Annotated in this window: 18 protein-coding genes; 8 read left to right on the top strand and 10 right to left on the bottom strand. The window is 57.9% G+C overall.

Translation table 11 applies throughout. From position 1 onward, the window contains the following. Nucleotides 1–4: 4 nt before the first annotated feature. The 6 genes from ACR0AL_RS08120 to ACR0AL_RS08095 all read right to left on the bottom strand — a co-directional run bounded on the left by ACR0AL_RS08120 (nucleotide 5) and on the right by ACR0AL_RS08095 (nucleotide 6,998). Nucleotides 5–772 (bottom strand): SDR family NAD(P)-dependent oxidoreductase, encoded by a 768-nt coding sequence (locus tag ACR0AL_RS08120; protein WP_170349908.1) that lies wholly within the window; start codon nucleotides 770–772, stop codon nucleotides 5–7. Continuing rightward, nucleotides 772–2,481, bottom strand: a complete 1,710-nt coding sequence (locus tag ACR0AL_RS08115; protein ID WP_170349907.1) for an IlvD/Edd family dehydratase — start codon at nucleotides 2,479–2,481, stop codon at nucleotides 772–774. The genes ACR0AL_RS08120 and ACR0AL_RS08115 overlap by 1 nt, the downstream gene beginning before the upstream one ends. A gap of 24 nt (nucleotides 2,482–2,505) precedes the next feature. Then, on the bottom strand, nucleotides 2,506–3,846 hold the full coding sequence (melA, locus tag ACR0AL_RS08110) for an alpha-galactosidase (RefSeq protein ID WP_480662606.1): 1,341 nt from the start codon (nucleotides 3,844–3,846) through the stop codon (nucleotides 2,506–2,508). A 21-nt stretch (nucleotides 3,847–3,867) separates the two neighbouring features. Beyond that, the gene (locus tag ACR0AL_RS08105; protein WP_480662604.1) at nucleotides 3,868–4,716 is read right to left on the bottom strand and encodes a carbohydrate ABC transporter permease; all 849 of its coding nucleotides are present in this window, start codon (nucleotides 4,714–4,716) and stop codon (nucleotides 3,868–3,870) included. A 1-nt stretch (nucleotide 4,717) separates the two neighbouring features. Continuing rightward, nucleotides 4,718–5,641 carry a carbohydrate ABC transporter permease gene (locus ACR0AL_RS08100; RefSeq protein ID WP_170349904.1) on the bottom strand — a complete coding sequence of 308 codons (924 nt, stop codon included), beginning with the start codon at nucleotides 5,639–5,641 and terminating at the stop codon, nucleotides 4,718–4,720. A gap of 97 nt (nucleotides 5,642–5,738) precedes the next feature. Then, nucleotides 5,739–6,998 (bottom strand): ABC transporter substrate-binding protein, encoded by a 1,260-nt coding sequence (locus tag ACR0AL_RS08095; protein ID WP_170361732.1) that lies wholly within the window; start codon nucleotides 6,996–6,998, stop codon nucleotides 5,739–5,741. Between the two features lie 141 nt (nucleotides 6,999–7,139). Here ACR0AL_RS08095 and ACR0AL_RS08090 point away from each other — a divergent pair, with 141 nt between their 5' ends. The 8 genes from ACR0AL_RS08090 to ACR0AL_RS08055 all read left to right on the top strand — a co-directional run bounded on the left by ACR0AL_RS08090 (nucleotide 7,140) and on the right by ACR0AL_RS08055 (nucleotide 17,045). After that, the gene (locus tag ACR0AL_RS08090; protein ID WP_170349902.1) at nucleotides 7,140–7,946 is read left to right on the top strand and encodes an IclR family transcriptional regulator; all 807 of its coding nucleotides are present in this window, start codon (nucleotides 7,140–7,142) and stop codon (nucleotides 7,944–7,946) included. Further along, entirely contained in the window at nucleotides 7,943–9,001 is a 1,059-nt protein-coding gene (locus ACR0AL_RS08085) for an ABC transporter ATP-binding protein (protein ID WP_170349901.1), read from the top strand. Before ACR0AL_RS08090 ends, ACR0AL_RS08085 begins: the two co-directional genes overlap by 4 nt. A gap of 160 nt (nucleotides 9,002–9,161) precedes the next feature. Next, the gene (locus ACR0AL_RS08080; RefSeq protein ID WP_170349900.1) at nucleotides 9,162–10,121 is read left to right on the top strand and encodes a dihydrodipicolinate synthase family protein; all 960 of its coding nucleotides are present in this window, start codon (nucleotides 9,162–9,164) and stop codon (nucleotides 10,119–10,121) included. Further along, complete coding sequence (locus ACR0AL_RS08075; protein ID WP_170551915.1) at nucleotides 10,112–11,044, top strand: 4-hydroxyproline epimerase; 933 nt, start codon at nucleotides 10,112–10,114, stop codon at nucleotides 11,042–11,044. The genes ACR0AL_RS08080 and ACR0AL_RS08075 overlap by 10 nt, the downstream gene beginning before the upstream one ends. Continuing rightward, complete coding sequence (locus tag ACR0AL_RS08070) at nucleotides 11,041–12,279, top strand: NAD(P)/FAD-dependent oxidoreductase (protein WP_480647264.1); 1,239 nt, start codon at nucleotides 11,041–11,043, stop codon at nucleotides 12,277–12,279. The genes ACR0AL_RS08075 and ACR0AL_RS08070 overlap by 4 nt, the downstream gene beginning before the upstream one ends. A 9-nt stretch (nucleotides 12,280–12,288) precedes the next feature. Beyond that, nucleotides 12,289–13,314, top strand: coding sequence for a trans-3-hydroxy-L-proline dehydratase (locus tag ACR0AL_RS08065; protein ID WP_480662601.1), 1,026 nt, complete (start codon nucleotides 12,289–12,291; stop codon nucleotides 13,312–13,314). 160 nt (nucleotides 13,315–13,474) lie between these two features. Further along, nucleotides 13,475–14,236, top strand: coding sequence for a tetratricopeptide repeat protein (locus ACR0AL_RS08060; protein WP_480662599.1), 762 nt, complete (start codon nucleotides 13,475–13,477; stop codon nucleotides 14,234–14,236). A 595-nt stretch (nucleotides 14,237–14,831) separates the two neighbouring features. Beyond that, on the top strand, nucleotides 14,832–17,045 hold the full coding sequence (locus ACR0AL_RS08055; RefSeq protein WP_170349895.1) for an NADP-dependent isocitrate dehydrogenase: 2,214 nt from the start codon (nucleotides 14,832–14,834) through the stop codon (nucleotides 17,043–17,045). A gap of 285 nt (nucleotides 17,046–17,330) precedes the next feature. On the opposite strand, the gene ACR0AL_RS08050 is transcribed toward ACR0AL_RS08055, so the two are convergent. The 4 genes from ACR0AL_RS08050 to ACR0AL_RS08035 are packed head-to-tail and all read right to left on the bottom strand — an operon-like array spanning nucleotide 17,331 to nucleotide 21,587. Then, the gene (locus ACR0AL_RS08050) at nucleotides 17,331–18,437 is read right to left on the bottom strand and encodes a transporter substrate-binding domain-containing protein (RefSeq protein ID WP_170349894.1); all 1,107 of its coding nucleotides are present in this window, start codon (nucleotides 18,435–18,437) and stop codon (nucleotides 17,331–17,333) included. A gap of 44 nt (nucleotides 18,438–18,481) precedes the next feature. Next, nucleotides 18,482–19,744 (bottom strand): substrate-binding periplasmic protein, encoded by a 1,263-nt coding sequence (locus tag ACR0AL_RS08045; RefSeq protein ID WP_480662597.1) that lies wholly within the window; start codon nucleotides 19,742–19,744, stop codon nucleotides 18,482–18,484. A gap of 22 nt (nucleotides 19,745–19,766) precedes the next feature. Beyond that, complete coding sequence (locus ACR0AL_RS08040) at nucleotides 19,767–20,552, bottom strand: PP2C family protein-serine/threonine phosphatase (protein ID WP_170361723.1); 786 nt, start codon at nucleotides 20,550–20,552, stop codon at nucleotides 19,767–19,769. A gap of 3 nt (nucleotides 20,553–20,555) precedes the next feature. After that, nucleotides 20,556–21,587, bottom strand: coding sequence for an FHA domain-containing protein (locus tag ACR0AL_RS08035; protein ID WP_480662595.1), 1,032 nt, complete (start codon nucleotides 21,585–21,587; stop codon nucleotides 20,556–20,558). Nucleotides 21,588–21,663 lie beyond the last annotated feature (76 nt).

Below are 21,663 nucleotides of genomic sequence, written 5' to 3'. Positions count from 1 at the left end.
GGCTTTACCCCGTTACGACAACGCCGCCATCGACGGCCATGCATTGCCCGGTCATCGCGCGGCTGGCGTTTGAGGCCAGAAACAAGGTCGGTGCGACCATGTCCTCGGGCGTCAGGTGTTCTTTCAGGCATTGACGGTCCAAATGCGCGGCCAGATCTTCGGGCGTGGCCCACATGTCCAGCTGTTTCTGCGTCAGAACCCAGCCCGGAGCCAGCGCATTCACGCGGATGTTCTGCGGCCCAAGCTCGCGCGCCAAGGATCGCGTCATCCCGGTGATCCCGGCATTTGAGGTGGTGTAGATCGGATAGCCTGCATTGCCCATCATATAGCTGATAGAACTGAAATTGATGATTGCTCCACCCTTGCCCTGCATCTGGCGCGCGGCCTCCTGACAGGCAAAGAAATAAGCCTTGAGGTTCACCTCGATCATCCAGTCCCAGAATTCGGTGGTGGTTTCGTCCAGCGAATGGCGTTTGTCATTGGCGGCGTTGTTGATCAGCACGTTCAGCGGGCCATGCGCCTCGGCGGCTTTTTGCATGGTGACGTGAAGCAGCTCGGTGTCGGTCATGTCGCCTTGCATGAACAGGGGCGCGCGGCCGTGTTTGTCGCGCATTTCCTCGACAAACCCACTGGCGTCGGACCGGCCGATGAAGGCGACATTGGCGCCCTGCGCAAGAAACCCATCGGTCAGCGCCGCGCCAACCCCCGAGCCACCGCCGGTGATATAGACCGAAGCCCCGTTGAGATCGTGGAAAGTGGCTGGTTGATCCATCAGTGGCTCTCTCTGGTCACAAGGCGGGTGTCTTTGCCGACAAGAAAATCAAGGTCCGCGCCCTGATCGGCCTGCAGCACGTGGTCGATATAGAGTTTCGCATAACCGCGTGTGTAATGCGGGTCATCCGGTTGCCACGTGGCGCGACGGGCGTCCAGTTCCTTTTGATCGACCAACAGTTCCAGCTCACCCTTGCTGGCGGAAACCCGGATGCGGTCACCGGTTTTGACCAGTGCCAGCGTGCCGCCTGCCTGCGCTTCGGGGCTGACATGCAGGATGACGGTGCCATAGGCGGTGCCGGACATGCGCGCGTCCGAGATACGGATCATGTCGCGCACACCTTCCTTCACCAGCTTGGCCGGGATCGGCATGTTGCCGACCTCGGGCATCCCCGGATAGCCCTTGGGGCCGCAGCCCTTGAGCACCAGAATGGTCTCGGGTGTCACCGGCAGGTCGTCGCGGTCGATATTGGCCTTGAGATCTTCGATGTTCTCAAAGACATAGACTTCGGCCTCGGTCTCCAACAGCGCGTCCGTCGCGGCCGAGGGTTTCACGATGGCGCCGTTCGGGGCCAGATTGCCGCGCAGCACGCGCAGGCCCGCGGCGGGTTTCACCGGATCGTCAAAGGGGCGGATGACGTCGCGGTTAAAACATTCAGCCCCTTCAGAATGGGCCGAGATATCCTTGTTCAAAACCGTTTTCGCGGGCCGCAGGAAGGGTTTCAGCTCGGACAGAACGACGGGAACGCCGCCTGCGTAACAGAAATCCTCCATCAGGTACTTACCCGAGGGCATGCAGTTCACCAAAAGGGGAATGTCTGAACCGATTTCGAAGTCTTTCAGGGTCAGATCGACTCCGACGCGGCCTGCCAATGCCAGCAAATGAACCACCGCATTTGTCGATCCACCCACGGCTGCATTAGCCAGGATGGCGTTTTCAAACGCTTCCTTGGTCAGGATGTCCGAGGGTTTGAGGTCTTCGTCCACCATCTCGACAATCCGTTTGCCGGTCAGATGTGCCAGCGCCATGCGACGGGCGTCGACAGCGGGCAGGGCGGCGTTGGTGGGCAGGCTCATGCCCATCGCCTCGACCAGCGACGCCATTGTGCTGGCCGTGCCCATCGTCATGCAAACGCCCGCACTGCGCGACATGCCGGATTCCGCACTCATGAAATCCTGCAGGGTCATTTCACCTGCGCGTACGGCTTCAGAGAATTTCCAGACGTCTGTGCCTGACCCGATATCCTGGCCGCGATATTTACCATTCAGCATCGGGCCGGAACTGACCACAATAGATGGCAGATCAACCGAGGCCGCACCCATCAATTGACCCGGTGTGGTTTTGTCGCAACCTCCCAACAGGACAACGCCGTCGATACCATAGGCGCGGATCGATTCCTCAACATCCATCGCCAACAGATTGCGAAACAGCATGGCGGTGGGTTTCATCTGCGTCTCGCCCAGCGACATGACCGGAAACTCAACCGGAAAACCTCCGGCCTCCCACACGCCGCGTTTGACCCCTTCGGCCAGGTCACGCAGGCCCGAGTTGCAGGGCGTTAGTTCCGACCATGTGTTGCAGATCCCGATGATGGGGCGCCCGTCAAACGCGTGGTCTGGAAAGCCCTGGTTCTTCATCCACGAGCGGTGGATGAACCCATCTTTGTCCAGCTTGCCATACCAGTGCTGTGATCGGCGTTTCTTAGTCATTTGGTCTGCCTTCTATTCTTGGGGTCAGGCGGCTTTTGCCGGTTTGCACCAGTCCGGCAGCCAATCGGCATGGGCGATGAGAAGATCATCAACCAGGTTGCGGATTTGGCGCAGGTCCAGTTCGGCGGCAGTGTGCGGGTCCATCATAGCGGCGTGATATATGTATTCGGGGTTCCGGTCGACCAGCGCACGCACCGTTAGCTCCTGCACGTTGATCTGACTGCGCATCAGCGCGATCAACTGCGGTGGGATGTCCGCGACCACCGAGGGCTGCACACCGTTGCTGTCCACCAAGCACGGGGTTTCAACCGCAGCCCCCAAGGGCAATTGCGGGATTTGGCCTGTGTTGGGCAGGTTGCCATAGGCAACGTAGGGCGTGTCGGTGACGATGGCGTTCATCAGATCGGCGGCGAATTCATGGCTGCGGGTGACATTAATATTGCGCCCGTCGGTCAGGGTCTTGGCCTGTTCTTTCCAACTGGCCACCTGTTCGACGCAGCGGGTGGGGTATTCGTCCAGCGGGATCGAAAACTGCTCGATCAGGTCCGACCGCCCATCCTTGATGAACCACGGCACGTATTCCGCCAGATGCTCGGAGCTTTCGGTGCAGAAATAGCCCAGATGGTCCATTACCTCATACCGGACTTTGTTGGGGCAACGTGGCATCAGCAGCGGGGCCTTGGGTATTTGACCGCTTGCGTATCCCTGCCGCAATGCGGGGTAGAGATCGCGCCCCTGGTGTTCCAACCGTAGAAAGAAGGCGACGTGATTTACGCCAGCGACCTTATAGCGAAACTCGTCCTTAGGCAGGTCCAGATCATGGGCCAGCTCTTCGACCGTGTTCTGAACCGAGTGGCAGAGGCCAACATGCTTCACCGCTGGAAATTGCTCGGCCAGCGCCCAAGTGTTGATCGCCATTGGGTTGACGTATTGCAACAGGGTTGCATTCGGGCACAGCTGCATCATGTCTCGCGCCACATCCCACAGCACAGGAACCGTGCGCAGGCCGCGCATGATGCCCCCAATGCCCAGCGTATCAGCTATGGTTTGTCGCAGACCGTATTGCTTGGGAATTTCAAAATCGGTGACTGTGCAGGGTTCATAGCCGCCAATCTGGAAGGCGGTGATCACGAAATCCGCCCCGTCCAGCGCCGCGCGGCGGTCATTATGGGTGGATACGGTCGCACCCGATCCGACCGAGCGGATCATCGCACGGGCGACCGCCTCGCTTTCAGCCAGGCGTTCGGCGTCGATATCCATCAGCGCAAAGTGGCTGTCGGCCAGCGCAGGGGTCAGCAGGGCATCGCCCACGATGTTCTGCATGAAAATCGTGGAACCCGCACCAATAAAGGTGATCTTGGTCATAAGGCGAACTCCGGTTCGAAGCTATTTGACGGCACCGAGGGTCAGGCCCGCGATGAAGTGTTTCTGCATCAGGAAGAACATAGCGACCGGCGGCAAGGCTGCCACGATGGAGCCGGCGCTCATCAACTGATAGGCGGCGCGGAATTGCGCGTTAAAGCTGGTGATGCCTGCGGTAACAGGTTGGCTTTCGGCCCCTTGGGTCAGGACAACGGCCCAGAAATAATCGTTCCAGATGAAGGTGAAGATCAGCACGCTGAGCGCGGCGATGGCTGGTTTCATCAGTGGCAGGACCACATACCAGAATATACGCCATTCGCTGATACCTTCGACCCGGGCAGCTTCGATCAGCTCAAACGGAAGGGCGCGGATGAAGTTGCGCATGAACAAGGTGCAGAACCCAGTCTGGAAGGCGATGTGGAACAGCACGAGCCCGGTTTTGGTGTTGTAGAGACCCAATTGCAGGGTCAGGTCACGAACCGGCACCATCAGAATTTGAAACGGCACGAAATTGCCTGCCACGAACATGAAGAATATCCAGATGTTCGATTTGAACTTGTAGATCCCCAGCGCGAACCCGGTCATCGTACTGAGCACGACACACCCGACCACCGTCGGGATGGTGATCAGGAACGAGTTCAGCAGATACCGTGGCATGTCTGAATTAAAGAAGACCTGCCCATAGTTGAACGCGCCCTCAAAGCTGGACGGCATGCCCCAATAGTTCGCGTTGGTGAAGTCCGCAGCCGGTTTAACCGAGAATAGGGCGACCGCCAGCAACGGACCCAACCACAACAGCAAGGCTAGTGGCAGCATGGCCTGATAGCTGATCTGCGCCGCGCGGGATTGTTTTTCGATGGGTTTGGGAAACATCTCAGTGCCCCTTTTCTTCACGGTACATCGACCACAGGAAGTAGGCGATGAAGCAGAGCATGATAAGGAACAGGATCACAGCGATGGCGGCACCATATCCCATACGGAAGCCGTATTCGGAAAGTGCGACCTCGAACATGTAATAGGCCAGCACGCGGGATGAGCCGAACGGGCCGCCCTGGGTCATGATCGAAATTAGGTCAAAGGACCGCAGCGCGCCGATGATGGTGACGACAAAGGCGATGAACGTGGCGGGGCGCAGTTGCGGCAGGATGATGTGCCATAACATCCGCAGGCCCTTGGCGCCGTCCAGACGCCCGGCCTCGATCTGTTCGGGGTCCACGGCGTTCAGGCCGGTCAGGTACAGGATCATGCAATAGGCCGTTTGCGGCCACAGACCGGCAAAGATGATGCCATAGGTGACAAAGCGTTCATCCCCTAGCACGTTCAGCGGCTCGATGCCGAACAGACCGAGGAATTCATTGAGCAGTCCGAAGGTCGGGTCATAGAACCACGTAAAAACGAGGCCGACGACGACCTGAGAAATAACGAAGGGGAAGAAAAACAGCGATTTGTACAGGCGGATGCCCCAGACCGTCTGGTTCAAGAGCAGCGCGATGAACAGGCCCGCCGGGATCGCGGCCAGATAGAGGATCAGCCAGATCAGGTTGTTTTTCAACGAGGTATAGAATGCATCCCGGTCAACCCATTCCCAATAGAGGTCTTCATAGTTGCGAAAGCCCACATATTCAGCCGCCCCAAGTCCATCCCATTCATAGAGGGACAGGTTGAAGGACTGGAACACCGGGATGATCACATAAACCATGAAGAACAGCAGGCCCGGGGCCAGAAACAGCCAGGGCGCAATGCGTTGTTGGTTTCTGTGGAACCAGCTTTCCTGTTCTGGGACGTCGACGGCTGACATGAGCAAACTCGGGTTTTAGGTACGTTGAGTAAGACGGGTTGCCACCCGTCTTACGCAGGATGAGGTGCAGGCCGGGCTTTCGCCCGACCCGACCGGTTCAGTTGTCGTAGATGCGCTGACGTGCGCGTTCCAGTTTGGCCAGAATGCGGTCGGCATTGTCCGGCTTGACCATGAATTCCTGAAACCCTTCCATTGACACTTTGGCCATTTCGGCAGGTGCGTCACGATCCCAGAACTGCGCCACGCCACCGGGGCTGTTCGACGACAGCATCTCGAAACCCTGTAGCAGGAACTTGTCGTCATCCACGGTTGATTGCGCGTTCACTGGCAGTTGGCCGAGATTGGCGCCGTTGTTGATCTGGGACTGTTCATCCGCGGATACAACGAAGCGCAGGAACTCACGTGCGGCTTCCTTGTTCGATGCGTTGGCCGGGATGTGGAACGTGTCGGTCGGCGCGTCCTCGGCCAGTTCAACGTCAGGGTTGATGGCAACGAACTGGTAGAAATCCAGTTGATCATCGGTCAGCCCGGCCTCGCGCAGCGGAGCGACGGCGAAGTTGCCCATCAGATACGCCGCGGCCTCGCCGTTGACCATGAAGGGTAGGGCCTCTTGCCAGCTATAGGTCTGGTGGTTGTCGATGAACGCACCCATGTCGATCAGCTGTTTCCAATTGGCGAAGGTTTGCTTGACCCGGTCGTCTTCCCAGCTGATTTCGCCATTGGCAAGTTGGTTGTGGAAGTCGAAGCCGTTTGTGCGCATGTTCAGGTAGTCGAACCAGCCACCGGCAGTCCAAAGGAACTTGGTGCCGATGGTGTAACAGGCGCGACCGGAATCGACGATCTTCTGACAGTTGACCAGCTCTTCTTCCCAGGTGGTCGGCTCGGTCAGGCCCAGCTCATCAAAGATGTCTTTGCGGTAGTAAACGCCCCATTGATAGTAGGTATAGGGCACGCCCCATTGCTTACCATCAAGGGTCATCGCGCCTTTGGTCGAGGCGAGATTGTCTGCGATCTCGGGTTCGGCCCAAAGATCGGACACGTCTTCGAACAGGCCGGCCTCAACATAGGGCTTCATCCGGTTGGCTGCATACCATGTCGCAACGTCCGGTGTGTCCGCCGTAAGGAAGTTTCGGATCTGCGTCTTATACGCCTCGCGGTCGATCACGGTGGTTTCAATCTCGAGCCCCGGATGCTGTTGCGCGAACCGATCGATCATCGCTTCCATCGTCGCGCGGGGCGCCGGGTTCGATGTGTCGAGGAAGATTCGCAGCTCGCCGGACAGTTCGGCTGCTACGGGCGCGGCAAGTGCCGCACTGGCCGCCAGCGCCACCGCAGTACGCTTGAACATGGAATGCATGGTTTCCTCCCTTAGCTTCCATTTTTAGTTTCAAATAATGAAACCGTGTTTTATATATTGAAAACTACACATCGACTCGGTTAGTCTTGTCAAGACCCTCGTGAAGATGGCGATGGGTCAATAGGAGGAGAACAGACGCCCGTGGCAGGTGACGGAACAATAGGAAAAGCATGTGAGGTGCTGGATCAGGTGGCGGCTTTTGCACGCCCGGTCCGATTTGCGGAACTGTTGGAGAGCAGCGATTTCCCCAAGGCTACGCTCTATCGGTTTCTGCAAACGCTGACCAATCAGGGCATGTTGTCATATGACCCTGATCGGCAAACCTATACGCCCGGTTTGCGGCTGGTGCGGCTTGCGCATTCGGCCTGGACACAAAGCTCATTGGCGCCGATAGCGCGGCCGTTTCTGGATGCTTTGAGCGCAGAGACTGGGGAAACGGTGCATCTGGCGCAGCTGGATGCCAGTCAGGTTCTGTACGTCGACAAGCGCAACGCCGCGCAACCGATCGAGATGTATTCGCAGGCGGGCAAGGTCGGCCCGGCCTATTGTACCGGCGTCGGTAAGGCGATGATGGCGTATTTGGATGAGGTCGCGCTGGAGCGCGCCGTTTCTCAGCAGAGCTATCACCGATTCACGGATAAAACCCTAACCTCTGAGGCGGCGCTGCGCGCTGACCTCGACCTGATCCGCAGTCGCGGCTATGCCATCGACGATGAAGAACACGAGCCGGGCATTATTTGCATCGCTTGTCCGATTCTGACGTCGGGCGGGCGGATGCTGGGGGCAATTTCGGTCACCGGATCGACCGAGCGGATGAATTTCGAACAATTGGAAACCTGGATTCCCCGTGTTCGCCGAGTGGCCGAACAGATCGGAGCCGAAGCACAGGCCTGGCGGTTCCCCGAGACCCGCCAAAGCGCCGACAACAACAGGATGCAAGCGACATGACCGGAGTTACTCTGAACCAGGCGATCAAGCGATATGGCGAGACGCAGGTAATCCACGGTATTGATCTGGACATCGAAGATGGTGAGTTCTGTGTTTTCGTTGGCCCCTCTGGCTGCGGCAAATCCACTTTGCTGCGCATGATCGCGGGGCTTGAAGAGACGACCGAGGGTCAGATTAATATTGGTGCGCGAGACGTAACCCATATGGATCCGGCCAAGCGCGGCGTGGCGATGGTGTTTCAGACTTACGCTCTGTATCCGCATATGACTGTGGCCGAGAACATGGGCTTTGGTCTGCGTATGAACGGGGTCGCCAAATCCGAGATCGACCAAAAGGTTCAGCAGGCGTCGAATATCCTGAAGCTGGATCAGTACCTCAAGCGTAAGCCCAAGGCCCTGTCTGGCGGTCAGCGTCAGCGGGTTGCCATTGGCCGCGCCATCGTGCGGGGACCCGAGGTGTTTTTGTTCGACGAACCTCTGTCTAACCTCGACGCTGAATTGCGTGTCGAGATGCGGGTGGAGATCGCGCGGCTGCACAATGAGATCGGCGCAACGATGATCTATGTGACCCATGATCAGGTCGAGGCGATGACCATGGCCGACAAGATCGTGGTATTGCGGGACGGCCGGATTGAACAGGTCGGCGCGCCGATGGATCTGTATCGCGACCCGGACAACCGCTTTGTTGCGGGGTTCATCGGCTCGCCCGCGATGAATTTTCTGGAGTGTGATTTTGCGGACGGTAAAGTCTCGCATCCCGCCCTTAGCGCACCGTTGGAGGTGACGGCCAATGTACCTGCGGGTCTGAACAAGGTGACCCTGGGCATCCGCCCCGAACATATCGAAGTTGATCGTGCAGCCGAAACCTGCGCCGTTGATCTGACCGAAGCGCTTGGTGGGGTAAGTTATACCTATCTGTTGACCCCCAATGGCGACAAGCTGATCATTGAAGAGCGCGAAGACCAGCGTAGCAGGCAAGGCGAGCGTATCGGTATCACCGTGCGGTCAGATCGTGCAATGCTATTCGATCCTGAAACCGGGCAACGGTTCCGGTAATCGCAAGATCCTGAGTGAAGCAAAACGCACCGGTCTCTGTGATCTGGTGCGTTTTTTGTCAGTCGTAAATTTTCTGGATTTTGTATCCAATATCCGTTATGGCGAGTCAAAAGGGTGAATTCAACCCGCCTCTACGTTGCCTTTTGGAAGGAAAACTTCGATGACGACCAATGTTTTCACCGGCACCATGCCTGCTCTTATGACCCCCTGTAAGGCTGATCGCACGCCTGATTTCGACGCGCTGGTGCGTAAGGGAAAGCAGATGATCGACGCGGGAATGTCAGCGGTGGTCTATTGCGGCTCGATGGGGGATTGGCCGTTGTTGACAGACGCACAGCGGATGGAGGGTGTTGAACGGTTGATCGATGCAGGGTTGCCCGTGGTGGTCGGGACCGGGGCCATCAATACAAAATCTGCTGTGGCCCATGCGGCCCATGCGCAAAAGGTTGGGGCGGTTGGCCTGATGGTGATCCCGCGCGTGTTGTCGCGTGGCAGCTCTCCGGCAGCGCAAAAGAACCATTTCCAGGCGATCCTGACCGCCGCGCCGGATGTGCCCGCGATCATCTACAACAGCCCGTATTACGGATTCGCCACGCGGGCAGACCTGTTTTTTGCCTTGCGCTCCGAGCATCCAAACCTAATCGGATTCAAGGAATTCGGCGGCAAGGAAGATCTGCGTTATGCGGCCGAGAACATCACCAGTCAGGATGATCAGGTCACCCTGATGGTTGGCGTGGATACCGAGGTTTATCATGGCTTTGTCAATTGCGGCGCGACGGGCTCGATCACCGGGATAGGCACCGCCTTGCCGCGTGAGGCATTGTTGCTGGCCGGGTTGTCCAAAAAGGCGGCCCAAGGCCATGCCGAGGCCCGCCAGCGCGCGCGAGAGCTGACCGAGGCGATCCATGTGCTGTCCAGCTTTGACGAAGGTCCGGACCTGGTGCTGTATTACAAGCATCTTCTGGTGCTGAACGGGGAACAGGAATACCGTCTGCACTTCAATGAAACGGACGAGTTGACAGGTGCGCAGCGCAACTATTGCGAACAGCAATATGACCTATTCCGCACATGGTTCGCCGACTGGTCCAAACAGGGCGGAGTAATCGCTGAATGCATGTGATCGACAGCCACACCGGGGGCGAACCCACACGGGTTATCCTAAGTGGCGCACCCGATTTGGGTTCCGGCCCGTTGGGCGAACGCGCCCACCGGTTGGCGACAGACCATGAGGAGTTCTATCGCTCGATCATGTTAGAGCCGCGCGGTCAGCCTGCCATGGTTGGCGCGCTGCTGGTCGAGCCGGTTGATCCGACCTGTGTGACTGGCGTGATCTATTTTGACGTGGATGCCGTGCTGGGCATGTGCGGTCACGGAACCATCGGGCTAACCGTCACGTTGGCCCATCTGGGGCGGATCGGTGTTGGACAACATCGCATTGAAACGCCTGCTGGGATCGTGACGGTCGACCTGCACGACGCCAACACTGTCACCGTCACGAATATCGAAAGCCGCCGGGTGCATCGCGGGGTGACGCTGGATGTGCCGGGTTATGGCGCGGTGACCGGCGATGTGGCTTATGGCGGCAACTGGTTCTTTATTGTCGATCCCAGCCCGATACCGGTGGAAACCGAAAATATCCCTCAGCTGACCGATATGACCGTTGCGATCCGAGAGGCCTCGATTGCGCAAGGGATTGGCGGAGAACAGGGTGAACCGATTGACCATGTGATCTTTCAGGACGCTTCGGATAATCCGACGGTCCATGGTCGCAACTTTGTGCTGTGCCCGGACGACAATTATGACCGGTCCCCCTGTGGCACCGGCAGTTCCGCGCGTCTGGCCTGTCTGGCCGCTGATGGGGTGCTGAAACCCGGCGAAGAGATTGTGCAACATAGCGTCATCGGCAGCGCCTATCACCTGTCCTATCAGCCCGGCACGAATGGTGGAGTCATCCCGTCGATAACCGGGCGGGCCCATATTATGGCCGAGGCGACGCTAATCTTTGGGGACAATGACCCCTTCAAGGCGGGCATCAACTTATGACCTCGCGGGTCGTCGTGATCGGCGCTGGCGTGATCGGCATCACAACCGCGCTTGAGTTGCAGCGCCGGGGCCATCGCGTTCTGGTTCTGGATCGTGAGGGTGTTGCAGCACAGGCCTCGGCCGGGAACGCAGGCGCGTTTGCCTTTTCCGAGGTCGAACCTCTGGCAAAGCCAGGGATTATGCACAAGGCACCTAAATGGCTTCTGGACCCGCTGGGGCCGCTGTCCGTACCACCTGCTTATGCACTGAAAATCGCGCCGTGGATGTACCGGTTTTGGCGGGCCAGCCGACCGGGACGGTATCAAGACCACCTGCGCGCGCAGGCGCGTCTGATGGACTTGTCCTGCGCGGCTTTGGACCGTTTGGTTACTTCGGTGAACGGCGAAGCGATGATGCGGCGTGACGGACAAATGCAGCTGTACGAAAGCGAGGCCGAGTTCCGCGCCAGCCTGCCCGAGTGGGAGCTGCGGCGCCAACATGGGATCGATTTCGAACTGCTGGACAGTCGCGAGGCACTTGCCGAAAAACAACCCGGCCTGAGCCCCCGTTTTACCCATGCAGGGTTCACGCCGAACTGGATGAACACTGTCGACCCAAAGAAATGGGTTGCGCATCTGGCCCAGACCTTTCGCGATCGCGGAGGGCAGATTGAAATTCATGACACGCGCGGGCTGACTGCTGATGAAGGCGGCGTTCGGATCGCACTGTCTGACGGTGAGAAAAAGGCAGCCAAGGTGGTTCTGTGTGCTGGCGCATGGTCGCATCACCTTGCGTGGACACTGGGCGACGCGATTCCGCTTGAGACTGAACGTGGCTACAACACTACCCTTCCTGCTGGTGCGTTTGACCTGCGCATGCATCTGACATTTGCGGGCCACGGGTTTGTCGCCACGCGGATCAATGGCGGCGTTCGGATCGGCGGAGCGGTTGAATTGGGTGGGCTGACCCTTCCGCCGAATTACAAACGAGCGGACGCGTTGCTGAAAAAAGCGGTGCAATTCCTGCCCGGATTGAACACCGATGGGGGATCGCAGTGGATGGGGTTCCGCCCATCCCTGCCAGACAGTCTGCCGGTGATCGGAGCCTCGCCGAACGCGCCGGACGTCATTTATGCCTTTGGCCACGGTCATCTGGGTCTGACGCAATCGGCAGGAACGGCTGAATTAGTCGGAGCTTTGATTGACGGTCAACCTTCTCAGATTTCCCTAACCCCTTTTTCCGCCACCCGGTTCTAAGGACAAGACATGCGCAGCATCAAAACCATTCACGTGATTTCGGCCCATGCAGAAGGTGAGGTGGGGGATGTCATCGTCGGCGGGGTCCAGCCACCGCCCGGAGAAACCCTGTGGGAACAGCGCTCGTTCATCGCCCAGGATCAGACTCTGCGCAATTTCGTATTGAACGAACCCCGCGGCGGCGTGTTTCGCCATGTCAATCTGTTAGTGCCACCCAAAAACCCCGAGGCGGACGCCGCCTTTATCATCATGGAGCCCGAAGACACGCCGCCCATGTCGGGATCGAACTCGATCTGCGTGTCGACGGTGTTGCTGGATGGCGGGATCATCCCGATGCAGGAACCGGAAACGGACATAACGCTCGAGGCGCCGGGCGGATTGGTCCGGGTCCGCGCAGAATGCCGGGACGGCAAGGCCCAGCGTATTCACGTGCAGAACTTGCCAAGTTTCGCCGACAAGATCGCAGTGCCATTGGAGGTTCCGGGCGTTGGCACGTTGACCGTGGACACGGCCTACGGCGGCGACAGCTTTGTGGTGGTCGACGCCGCCGCGCTTGGGATCGAGATTGTTGAAAATGAGGCCCGCGATATTGCGCGCATGGGTGTGGCGATCACGAATGCCGCCAACGAACAGCTTGGCTTTGCCCATCCCGAGAACCCGGATTGGAGCCACATCTCATTCTGCGCCTTTTGTGGCCCGCTTGAGACCACGGAGACTGGCCTGACCGGCAAATCCGCAGTTGCCATCCAACCGGGCAAAGTTGACCGGTCACCCACCGGTACCGCAGTCTCGGCGCGTATGGCATTGATGGCGGCCAAGGGGCAGATGACGGTCGGCCAGACATTCGAGGCGGTGTCGATCATCGGCTCTCGCTTTACCGGTCGGATTGTCGCCGAAACCCGCGTCGGCGACCGCCCGGCCATCACCCCCGAGATCAGCGGCCGTGGTTGGATCACCGGCATCCACCAGCACATGCTGGACCCAGATGACCCCTGGCCCGGGGGATACCGGTTGAGTGACACCTGGGGCGTGTGATTGATCGCCAAGGTTGCGCGTGTGGTTTTTATGGCTCACTTACAGCAGGTTGACGGCTTAGGCATCTTGAGAATGGGTCGAGGATCACCACTTAAAGGTGAGTATCTCTGACCCAAAGGAGCCTTGATGCATATACGCCTTGCTGCCCTGATCATTGTGATTGCTGCTTTCGTTTAATTCACCTTCCAGATTGGAAGCGAAATACACGCAGCTGACCGCAACATGTCTAGGCAACAATGGCAGTACGGCTACGGTTGTTTCGGCATGTACGGCATTGATAGAGGTCGATGGGCTCACTCCGGATCAGAGAAATGAACTGATGAAGGCGCGGGGGTGGGCCTATTACTGCGGTCGGCGTTACGCTGAGGCCATTTCCAACTATGATGCGGCTTTGGCCCTGCGACCGAACGATGCGACCTCGCATCTAAGACGCGGCATGGCGTTGGACGCACAGGGAAATTTCGATGCGGCTGAAACAGAGTATGCCAAAACGCTGCAAATTGATCCGAACAACATCAATGCCTTGCTTGAAAAGTCGAAAATTGACGAAAAACATGGGCGTCTTGAAGACGCTGCCCAAGGTCATAAACGGGTGCTCGAGATAAAGCCGGACAGCAGCAAAAGCGGTTATGCGGTTGCACGCCTACTAAATCGTATTGACGGGAAAGATGGGGTAAAGGCGTTTTTGGATCAGGCTTCAACGCGTTGGCCGGAACAGGCTTGGGTTCACAATGTGCGAGTTTACTATCACCTTGGCTACACAGGGGACCTCTCGCGCGCATTGGAGGCAGTGTCAGAGGTTGATCGTTTGACTTCGGATGTAGAAGGGGTGTTGCTGATGCAAGCAACTATCCACCTTACAATTGGAGAGGAAGAGCAGGGGATAGAATACGTTCAGAGGCTTGCTGCGTACATGAATTAAAGCGATGAGCATTTAAAAGGAATATTCATTAAAAGATGGTTCTACGCGGCTATTAACTGGCATTTGTAGAAGGACAAAAGAGAAGCGTTGTGGCGCGGTCATCTTTTTGCGGTTACGGGTCGCCCGGATTTGGCGACACCAGAATTAGAGAGTGCTCTACCAACGCTTGCGTACAAAGGCCGAAAAGCGGTCTTGGACATGTTTAGCAAGCGAGGGGTGTCAGTTGCGCCACAAGCCTATGCTGGGTCGACTAAACATCTGAACGAAGCGGTTGCAGACTACGTTATACAAGCCGGGAAGTTGTTGGAGAACCTCAGCTTTCGCTCGGAAAATGCGACATCAGGTAACTAGAGAAAGTGATTGCCGGCTCAAGTTTAGCATTTTCCAGCTCGTATAGCCCTGTAATCTTACGACCCGTGTCAATTTGCGCCCCCACTAGACGATTGATCCCAAGGCAAACCTGATTTAAGGGAGACCCTGTCAAATCAGAGTCACCATTGGGGCGCTTGGATTCCCGCGCCCCAGTACCAGCCACGCAGATGTGGCGCTACTCTTGGATCGCACGCCCCGAAAGGCTGAAAAAAGGTAAAAGAATATGGCAGAAAATTCGAACTTCGATATATTGTATACCATTGTAGACGAAGCGCCCGAGCTGGCCAGCGCGTCCTTCCTGCCCATCATTCGCAAATTCGCTGGCGCCGCGGGTGTCAGTGTTGGAACCAAGGATATTTCGTTGGCAGGACGTATTCTTTCGACCTTCCCCGAAAACCTGACCGACGAACAGCGCATCACCGATGATCTGGCCGCGTTGGGTGAGCTGGTGAAAACGCCCGAGGCCAACGTGATCAAGCTGCCGAACATCTCGGCCTCGGTCCCGCAATTGGTTGCGGCCATCGAAGAACTGCAATCGCAGGGCTATGATATCCCGAACTACCCCGAAGAGCCCTCGACCGAAGAGGAAAAGGCGATCCGCGCGCGGTATGACGCGATCAAGGGTTCGGCCGTGAACCCGGTTCTGCGCGAAGGCAACAGCGATCGTCGCGCCGCGAAGGCCGTCAAGAATTATGCCCAGAAAAACCCGCATTCGATGGGAGAATGGGCCGCTGACAGCAAGACCAAAGTGTCGTCGATGTCCGGCAATGACTTTTATGCCAACGAAAAATCGGCCACTATCACCGCGGCACAAGCGGGCGATGCAAAGATCGAATTCGTCGGCAAAGATGGCAGCGTGACTGTCCTGAAAGACGGCTGGCCGCTGGACGAAGGCACCGTGGCGGACGCCACCTTTATGTCGGTCAAAGCCCTGTCTGCCTTCCTGACCGAAGCCATTGAGGACACTAAGAAAGACGGCACCATGTTCTCGCTTCATATGAAGGCGACCATGATGAAAGTGTCGGATCCGATCATCTTTGGCTATGCCGTCAAAGCCTGGTTGGCGCCGGTGTTCAAAAAATATGGCGCTGAGCTGGATGCTTTGGGTGTGAACCCGAACTCGGGCCTGGGTGATCTGCTGGACCGCGTCAAAGGCAACGCTGAGATTGTCGCCGCCATTGACGCCCTGAAAGCTGACCGTCCGTCCATGTATATGGTCGACAGCGACAAGGGCATTACCAACCTGCACGTACCGTCGGATGTGATCATCGACGCCTCGATGCCCGCAGTGATCCGCGCGGGCGGCAAGGGTTGGGATGAGGCTGGCGCCAAGGGCGACACCAACTGTGTGATCCCTGACCGCTGTTATGCCGGTGTTTATGATGAGGCGATCAACTTCTTCAAAGCCAATGGCGCGCTGAACCCGGCCACAGCCGGTGCTGTCGCCAACGTTGGCCTGATGGCGCAGAAAGCCGAAGAATACGGCTCGCATCCGACCACGTTCGAAGCGCCTGCTGATGGCGTTATCCGCATCGTGCTAGCTAACGGTGACGTCCTGCTGTCACATGAGGTGGAGGCTGGCGATATTTGGCGCGCGTGCACCGTCAAGAAAGCTCCGATCGAAAACTGGATTCAACTGGCGCTGGATCGGCAGCGTCTGACCGGATCCGAGGCAATCTTTTGGCTGGACGCAAACCGCGCCCATGATGCCGAGCTGATCAAATACGTCAAACCGGCGCTTGAGGCTGCTGGCGTGGCGGATAAGTTCCTGATCATGGCGCCGCGCGAAGCGACCCAGCAAAGCTTGCAAACGATCACCGCTGGCAAGGATTCGATCGCCATCACCGGCAATGTGTTGCGGGATTACCTGACCGACTTGTTCCCGATCCTGGAACTGGGCACCTCGGCCAAGATGCTGTCCATCGTCAAGCTGATGAATGGCGGTGGCCTGTTTGAAACCGGTGCTGGTGGCTCGGCTCCGAAACACGTGCAGCAGCTGGTTGAGGAAAACCACCTGCGTTGGGACTCGATGGGTGAGTTCTGCGCGTTGGGTGAATCGCTGAACTTCCTGGCCGACAGCAAAGGCAACGCCAAGGCAGGTGTTCTGGGTGCCGCAGCCGAGGCCGCGACACAGGGCATTTTGGACAACAACAAATCGCCCAGCCGTAAAGTTGGCCAGCCCGACAACCGCGACAGCCACTATTGGTTTGCGCGCTATTGGGCCGAGGCACTGGCGGCACAGTCCGACGATGCAGATCTTGCGGCCGAATTTGCGCCAATCGCCAAAGAGCTGGCCGAAAAGGAAGGTCAGATCCTGGGTGAACTGGCCGCCGCGCAAGGCGCGCCTGCCGATCTTGGTGGCTACTATCACACCGACCCGGCCAAGGCCGCCGCTGTGATGCGCCCCAGCGCAACATTGAATGCGATCATCGGCTGATCGCCGAAAGTCACGCCTTTAGGCGTGGCTTTTTCGCTCTAAAATGGAGATCAAAATAGAAAAAAGGGCCGACCCCCAAAAGTCGGCCCTTTTTTGAGTGAGTGGGGAGGCTGCGCCTCTCCGGTATAGTTGATTTCAGAATATCACTCTGAGCTATTCCGGGTATTAGGGGATTCCCGTAGGCTCCGGATTTTGAACCCCAAGAAATTGACCGAATAACGGTACCAGAAACCAAAAAAGGCCGGTCCTAAGACCGGCCCTAAGGGTTTCAGGTGAACTAAAAGATCAGTTCGACGCTGCGTTCAGCTTTTCGTTCTGCTCACGCAGGGTATCCGAGATGATCGCGTACCACTCGCCGGACTCACGCATCTCAATCAGGCCTTTGTTCATCATCGCAATGTATTCGCGTGCGAACGGGTTGGTGCGGTGCGCGAGGAAGCTCATCGAGGACAAGGTGGATACATATGGGTTTTCAACGATGTCAGCCGAGGTCAAGCCCATGTCATTCATTGTCGATGCGAACAGATCCACTTCGAATGCCGCCACATCTGCGGTGCCGGTCAATACGGCATCCAGACACTCACGGGCTGTATTGGGCTGGACCACGGTTGTGTTGTTGTGGTTCAAGCCTTGCTCTTCAAGCACCACCATGCTCCAGCCTGCCATGCGGCAGATGGTCGAGCCTTCAAGGTCCTTGAAAGAAGTCGCACTTGCATAGTCGCTTTCCGGCAGTGTGAAGAAGCCACCCACGATGTCATAGACCGGGACCGATGCGACAAACTGCGTGCAGCGGGCTTCGGTAGCTTCAGACCACTCATACGAGCGGTTAGTGCAGTCCGGAACGGTCCATGCGATCGAGATGTCAAACGCCCCAAGCGGCAACAGGGTGTCCAGGTGCGAGCTCCAGTCATCAACAAAGCTGACCGAGTATTCGCGCTGGTTGCCCGCACGCTGAAGGCTGGTTGTTGCCAGACGGGTCATAATACCGCCACCGTTCAGGGTTTCAGTTGTAAATGGCTCCCATCCGTTGCCCGCGACCATCTTGATCGGCGGCGCATAGACATTCGAACGCTTGACGCTTGCCGCACGCTGTTCCTCGGCCGCAATAACTTCCTGAGCGGATTGACCGTTCGGCAGGCTGCCGTCTTCACAAGGCAGCGCAAGAACCAGACCAGGGGCCAGATCGTTCGGGTTGGTGATCAGGTTGCGGTTCGCGTTGAAGATCGGCTGATAGTTCGACGTGCCATAGGCTGCGATGGCGATGGTGGCCATCGTGTCGCCATCCGCGACGGTATAATTGGTGCAGGCTTCTTGTGCGGCGGCGGCTCCGGCGCTCAGGGCGGTGACGGCTGTTGCCGACAGCGCGACTTTCTTCAGGTTGAATTCAAACATGTCCACTTCCTCCAGACTTTTTAGTTGTCAGGCCGGTTGAGGCCTTAGCCATTTTCCATTTGATGACGCAGAGCGGTCGAAACGATGTCACGCCATTCGCCAGATTGCTGCATGATTGCCAGACCCTGGTTGAGCGTCTCAAGGATCGCTTCCCCATCCGGATTATCTTTGTGGGTCATGACGTTAAGCGACTTGATCGCCGCCAGGTTGGGGTTTTCGAGAATGCGATGCTCATAGCCCAGGCGGCTGATTGCACCGACGGCCAAGTGAGCTTCGATCGCGACGATGTCGGCGGTGCCTTCCATAACCGCGTGAAAGCAATCATCTGGTGACACCGGGCGCATCAGCGTGATCGCCGGTTCATAAAGACCCACTGCATCCATATGCGACAGTGACCAACCCTCGGGGCGGCAGATCGTGGTGCCTGCAAAATCGGCATAGGTCAGCGTCTGTTCATAGCCCGAGCCTTCGCGGGCAAAGAAGGTGTCCACAACCTCATAGAACGGGTTCGAGAAATTGTAAGTCTCGCACCGCGCGCGGTCATTTTCCGAGAGGGCTTCGACCGTTTCGCAATTGGGGCGCGACCAGGGGAAGGTGCCGTCAAAGGCCAGTGTCGGCATCAGCAGGTCCAGATGCGAGGACCAGTCGTTGACGAACTGAATCTTGTAGGCCTGCTCGGGTGCAGCCCGAAGCATCGCGGTTTCCACCAGATTTGTATAAAGGCCGCGATGGGGCAGGGCCTCATCTGTGAACGGCGCATAGTTGCCGCCGGTGATCAGCAGCAACTGGCGATCCCGAATATCGGGGCGGGTCCCGCCATCCGCATCGCGGATCAGTGCGGCACCCTCGGCGCGGGCGGCTTCGATTTCTTCGCGGGCCGCGGCTTTGGCTGCAACCACCGCGTCCTCGCTGGTCTTTTTAGCTTCGGCCTCGGCTTCTGCTACGCGGGCTTCGGCCTCGGCTATTGCTTTAGCTGCCCGCTTTTCGGCTGCTGCGACCAGTTCGGCTGCCATCTCGGCTGCCATGGCTTCTGCTTCTGTTTGCGGAACTTCCCGCGCACGCCCGATATCTTCCAGACAGGGCAGGGTCAGCACGTCGCCCACGCGGATGATGTTCGGGTTGTTGCCGATCACGTCGCGGTTGGCGTCAAAGATGATGCGGAAATCCTCGGTCGAATAAACATTGATCGTCAATTCGCGCAGGCTGTCGCCTGATTGGATTTCGTAGGTTGAGCACGCCTCTTGCGCCGAGGCGGCTCCGGCCGCGGCAGCAAGTGCCAGGCTGGATATGAACAGATGGGTTTTCATGGGTCCTGTATCTTTGCCTTGGTTAGTTTCTTGTTAATTTCACAACACCGATCGAGGCATTGTCCTGATCGGGGTCAAACTTGGCGTGAAGCGCCTGCAACAACGCTTCGGCGATGTCCTGCGCCCATGCATGTGCGTTGGCCTGCACAATGGTCTGAATTTCCGCGTCGCTGAGGAACTGCAACCCGTCGCTGCCCAGGATCAACACATCTGCTGCAGTCAGGTGCAGCGGCTCTTCCGGGCAATCGACCTTGGGGATTTCGGCCCCCATGACCACTGATGTCAGTTGGTTGCGATCCGGGTGAACCTGCGCTTCAGCCTCTGTCAGAGTGCCTTGGGCCACCTGCGCGTCAATGACCGGAGCCATGGAGTGATCTTCGTTGATCTGGCGCAGCACCCCGTCGCGGAACAGGTACAACGGGCTGTCGCCGATCGAAATCCAGAACACGCGCTGTTCCAGCAACAGCACCCCCAAAAGGGTAGACCCCATGTTGAGGCCCTCGCCGTTTTCCTCGCAGCGCGCGGCAATTGCGGCATTGGCTTGCATGGCAGCCAAGGGCAACGCGTCGATTATCGCGCTTTCGGTCGGGGTATTGCTCTCAAGCTCAGCGTCCAGGGCCTCGCGCCAGGCGGCAATCACAAGTTCCGAGGCGACTTCGCCTGCCGCATGACCACCCATGCCGTCGGCGACGACAACATAGCTGGCATTGGCCGCATCGAACATGCGCGCCGCGATCGCGTCTTCCTGCGAGTCGCGCTGACCCTGTTCCAGGATCAGAGCAATGTCATATGCCGGTTGCGCCAGCATCTATTAAGCATCCCGCCAGTCAAAGCCGTCATCGCAAAAGGCGGCAAATCGAACTGAGGTTTCGCTGATCCGGATCAGGTCGCCACTGGACAGCGCAACAGTACTCAGCACCGGTTTGCCGTTCAGACGGACCAGGTTGGCTTTGCCGCCGTGACCCAGATAGCATTTGCGGTCTTCGGGATCATAGGCGATCACCGCATGATTGCTGCGTGAAATGCCGGTGTCGCCAAAGTCCAGTTGAATAGCCTGATCGTCGTTGCGGCCAATCTGCATCAGCCCCTCAGTCAGGGTGATGCAGGATCCACGACCCGGTCCGGCGGTTACGACCAGCCAACCCACAGGGAAGGTTTCCTGCGCAGTCTCGGTCTTGGCTACCGGTTCTGCGCTTTCGATCATCTCCTGAACGTGCGTGTCGGCGCGTTCAAAACCAAGGAACGTGGTCTTGACGCGGCCACGGCGGTCCTCGGAGGCGGGCGCTTGAACCGGCTGAGGCAGTTCCGGTGTAATTTCTGGTTCAGGCGCGATTTCAGCGACTGGTTCGGGTTGCGCAGGTTCAACCGGCTCGGGCTGAGCGGTCTCAAGTGTTTCAACAACAACCTCAAGAATGGCCTCTTCCTGCGGTTCCTCGGCCTGTGCGGGTTCTTCCGTCTCGACCTCTTCGTCGGTGGCGATGTGCAGGGTTACAACCGGCTCTTCTGGTTCGGGCTGGGTTTCGGGTGTTTCGAAGATGTTATCCTCGGCCTCTTCGACCACTTCGGTCACCACGACGTCATCCGAGGCATCTTCTTCCGGATCGTCGGAAAACTCGGGCATGTCCTTTTCGGGGATCAGTTCGTCAGCTTCTTCGTAGGACTCCGACGACATGTTGCCACCGGCCAGCGCGTTACGCAGTGCGTTGAAATCCGCAATCGGCTGGGGCTTTTCCGCCTCGGGCTCTGCGGCTTCTTCCGCGACCACTTCTACTTCGGTTTCTGCTTCTTTAGGTTTGCCGGCACCTTCGAGAAGCCGGCTGAGAGGGCTTTTATATTTGAACATGGTGTCGACACCTTTGCTTTTTGACACAGGGTTTTCGTCCTGCGGGGCTGCTACTCGCCTCTGCGCGCATCGGCAC

The sequence above is a fragment of the Ruegeria sp. BB1 genome (assembly GCF_056539465.1).
Note: the sequence above shows the minus strand (reverse complement) of the source record. Positions and strands in the feature narration are given on the sequence as shown.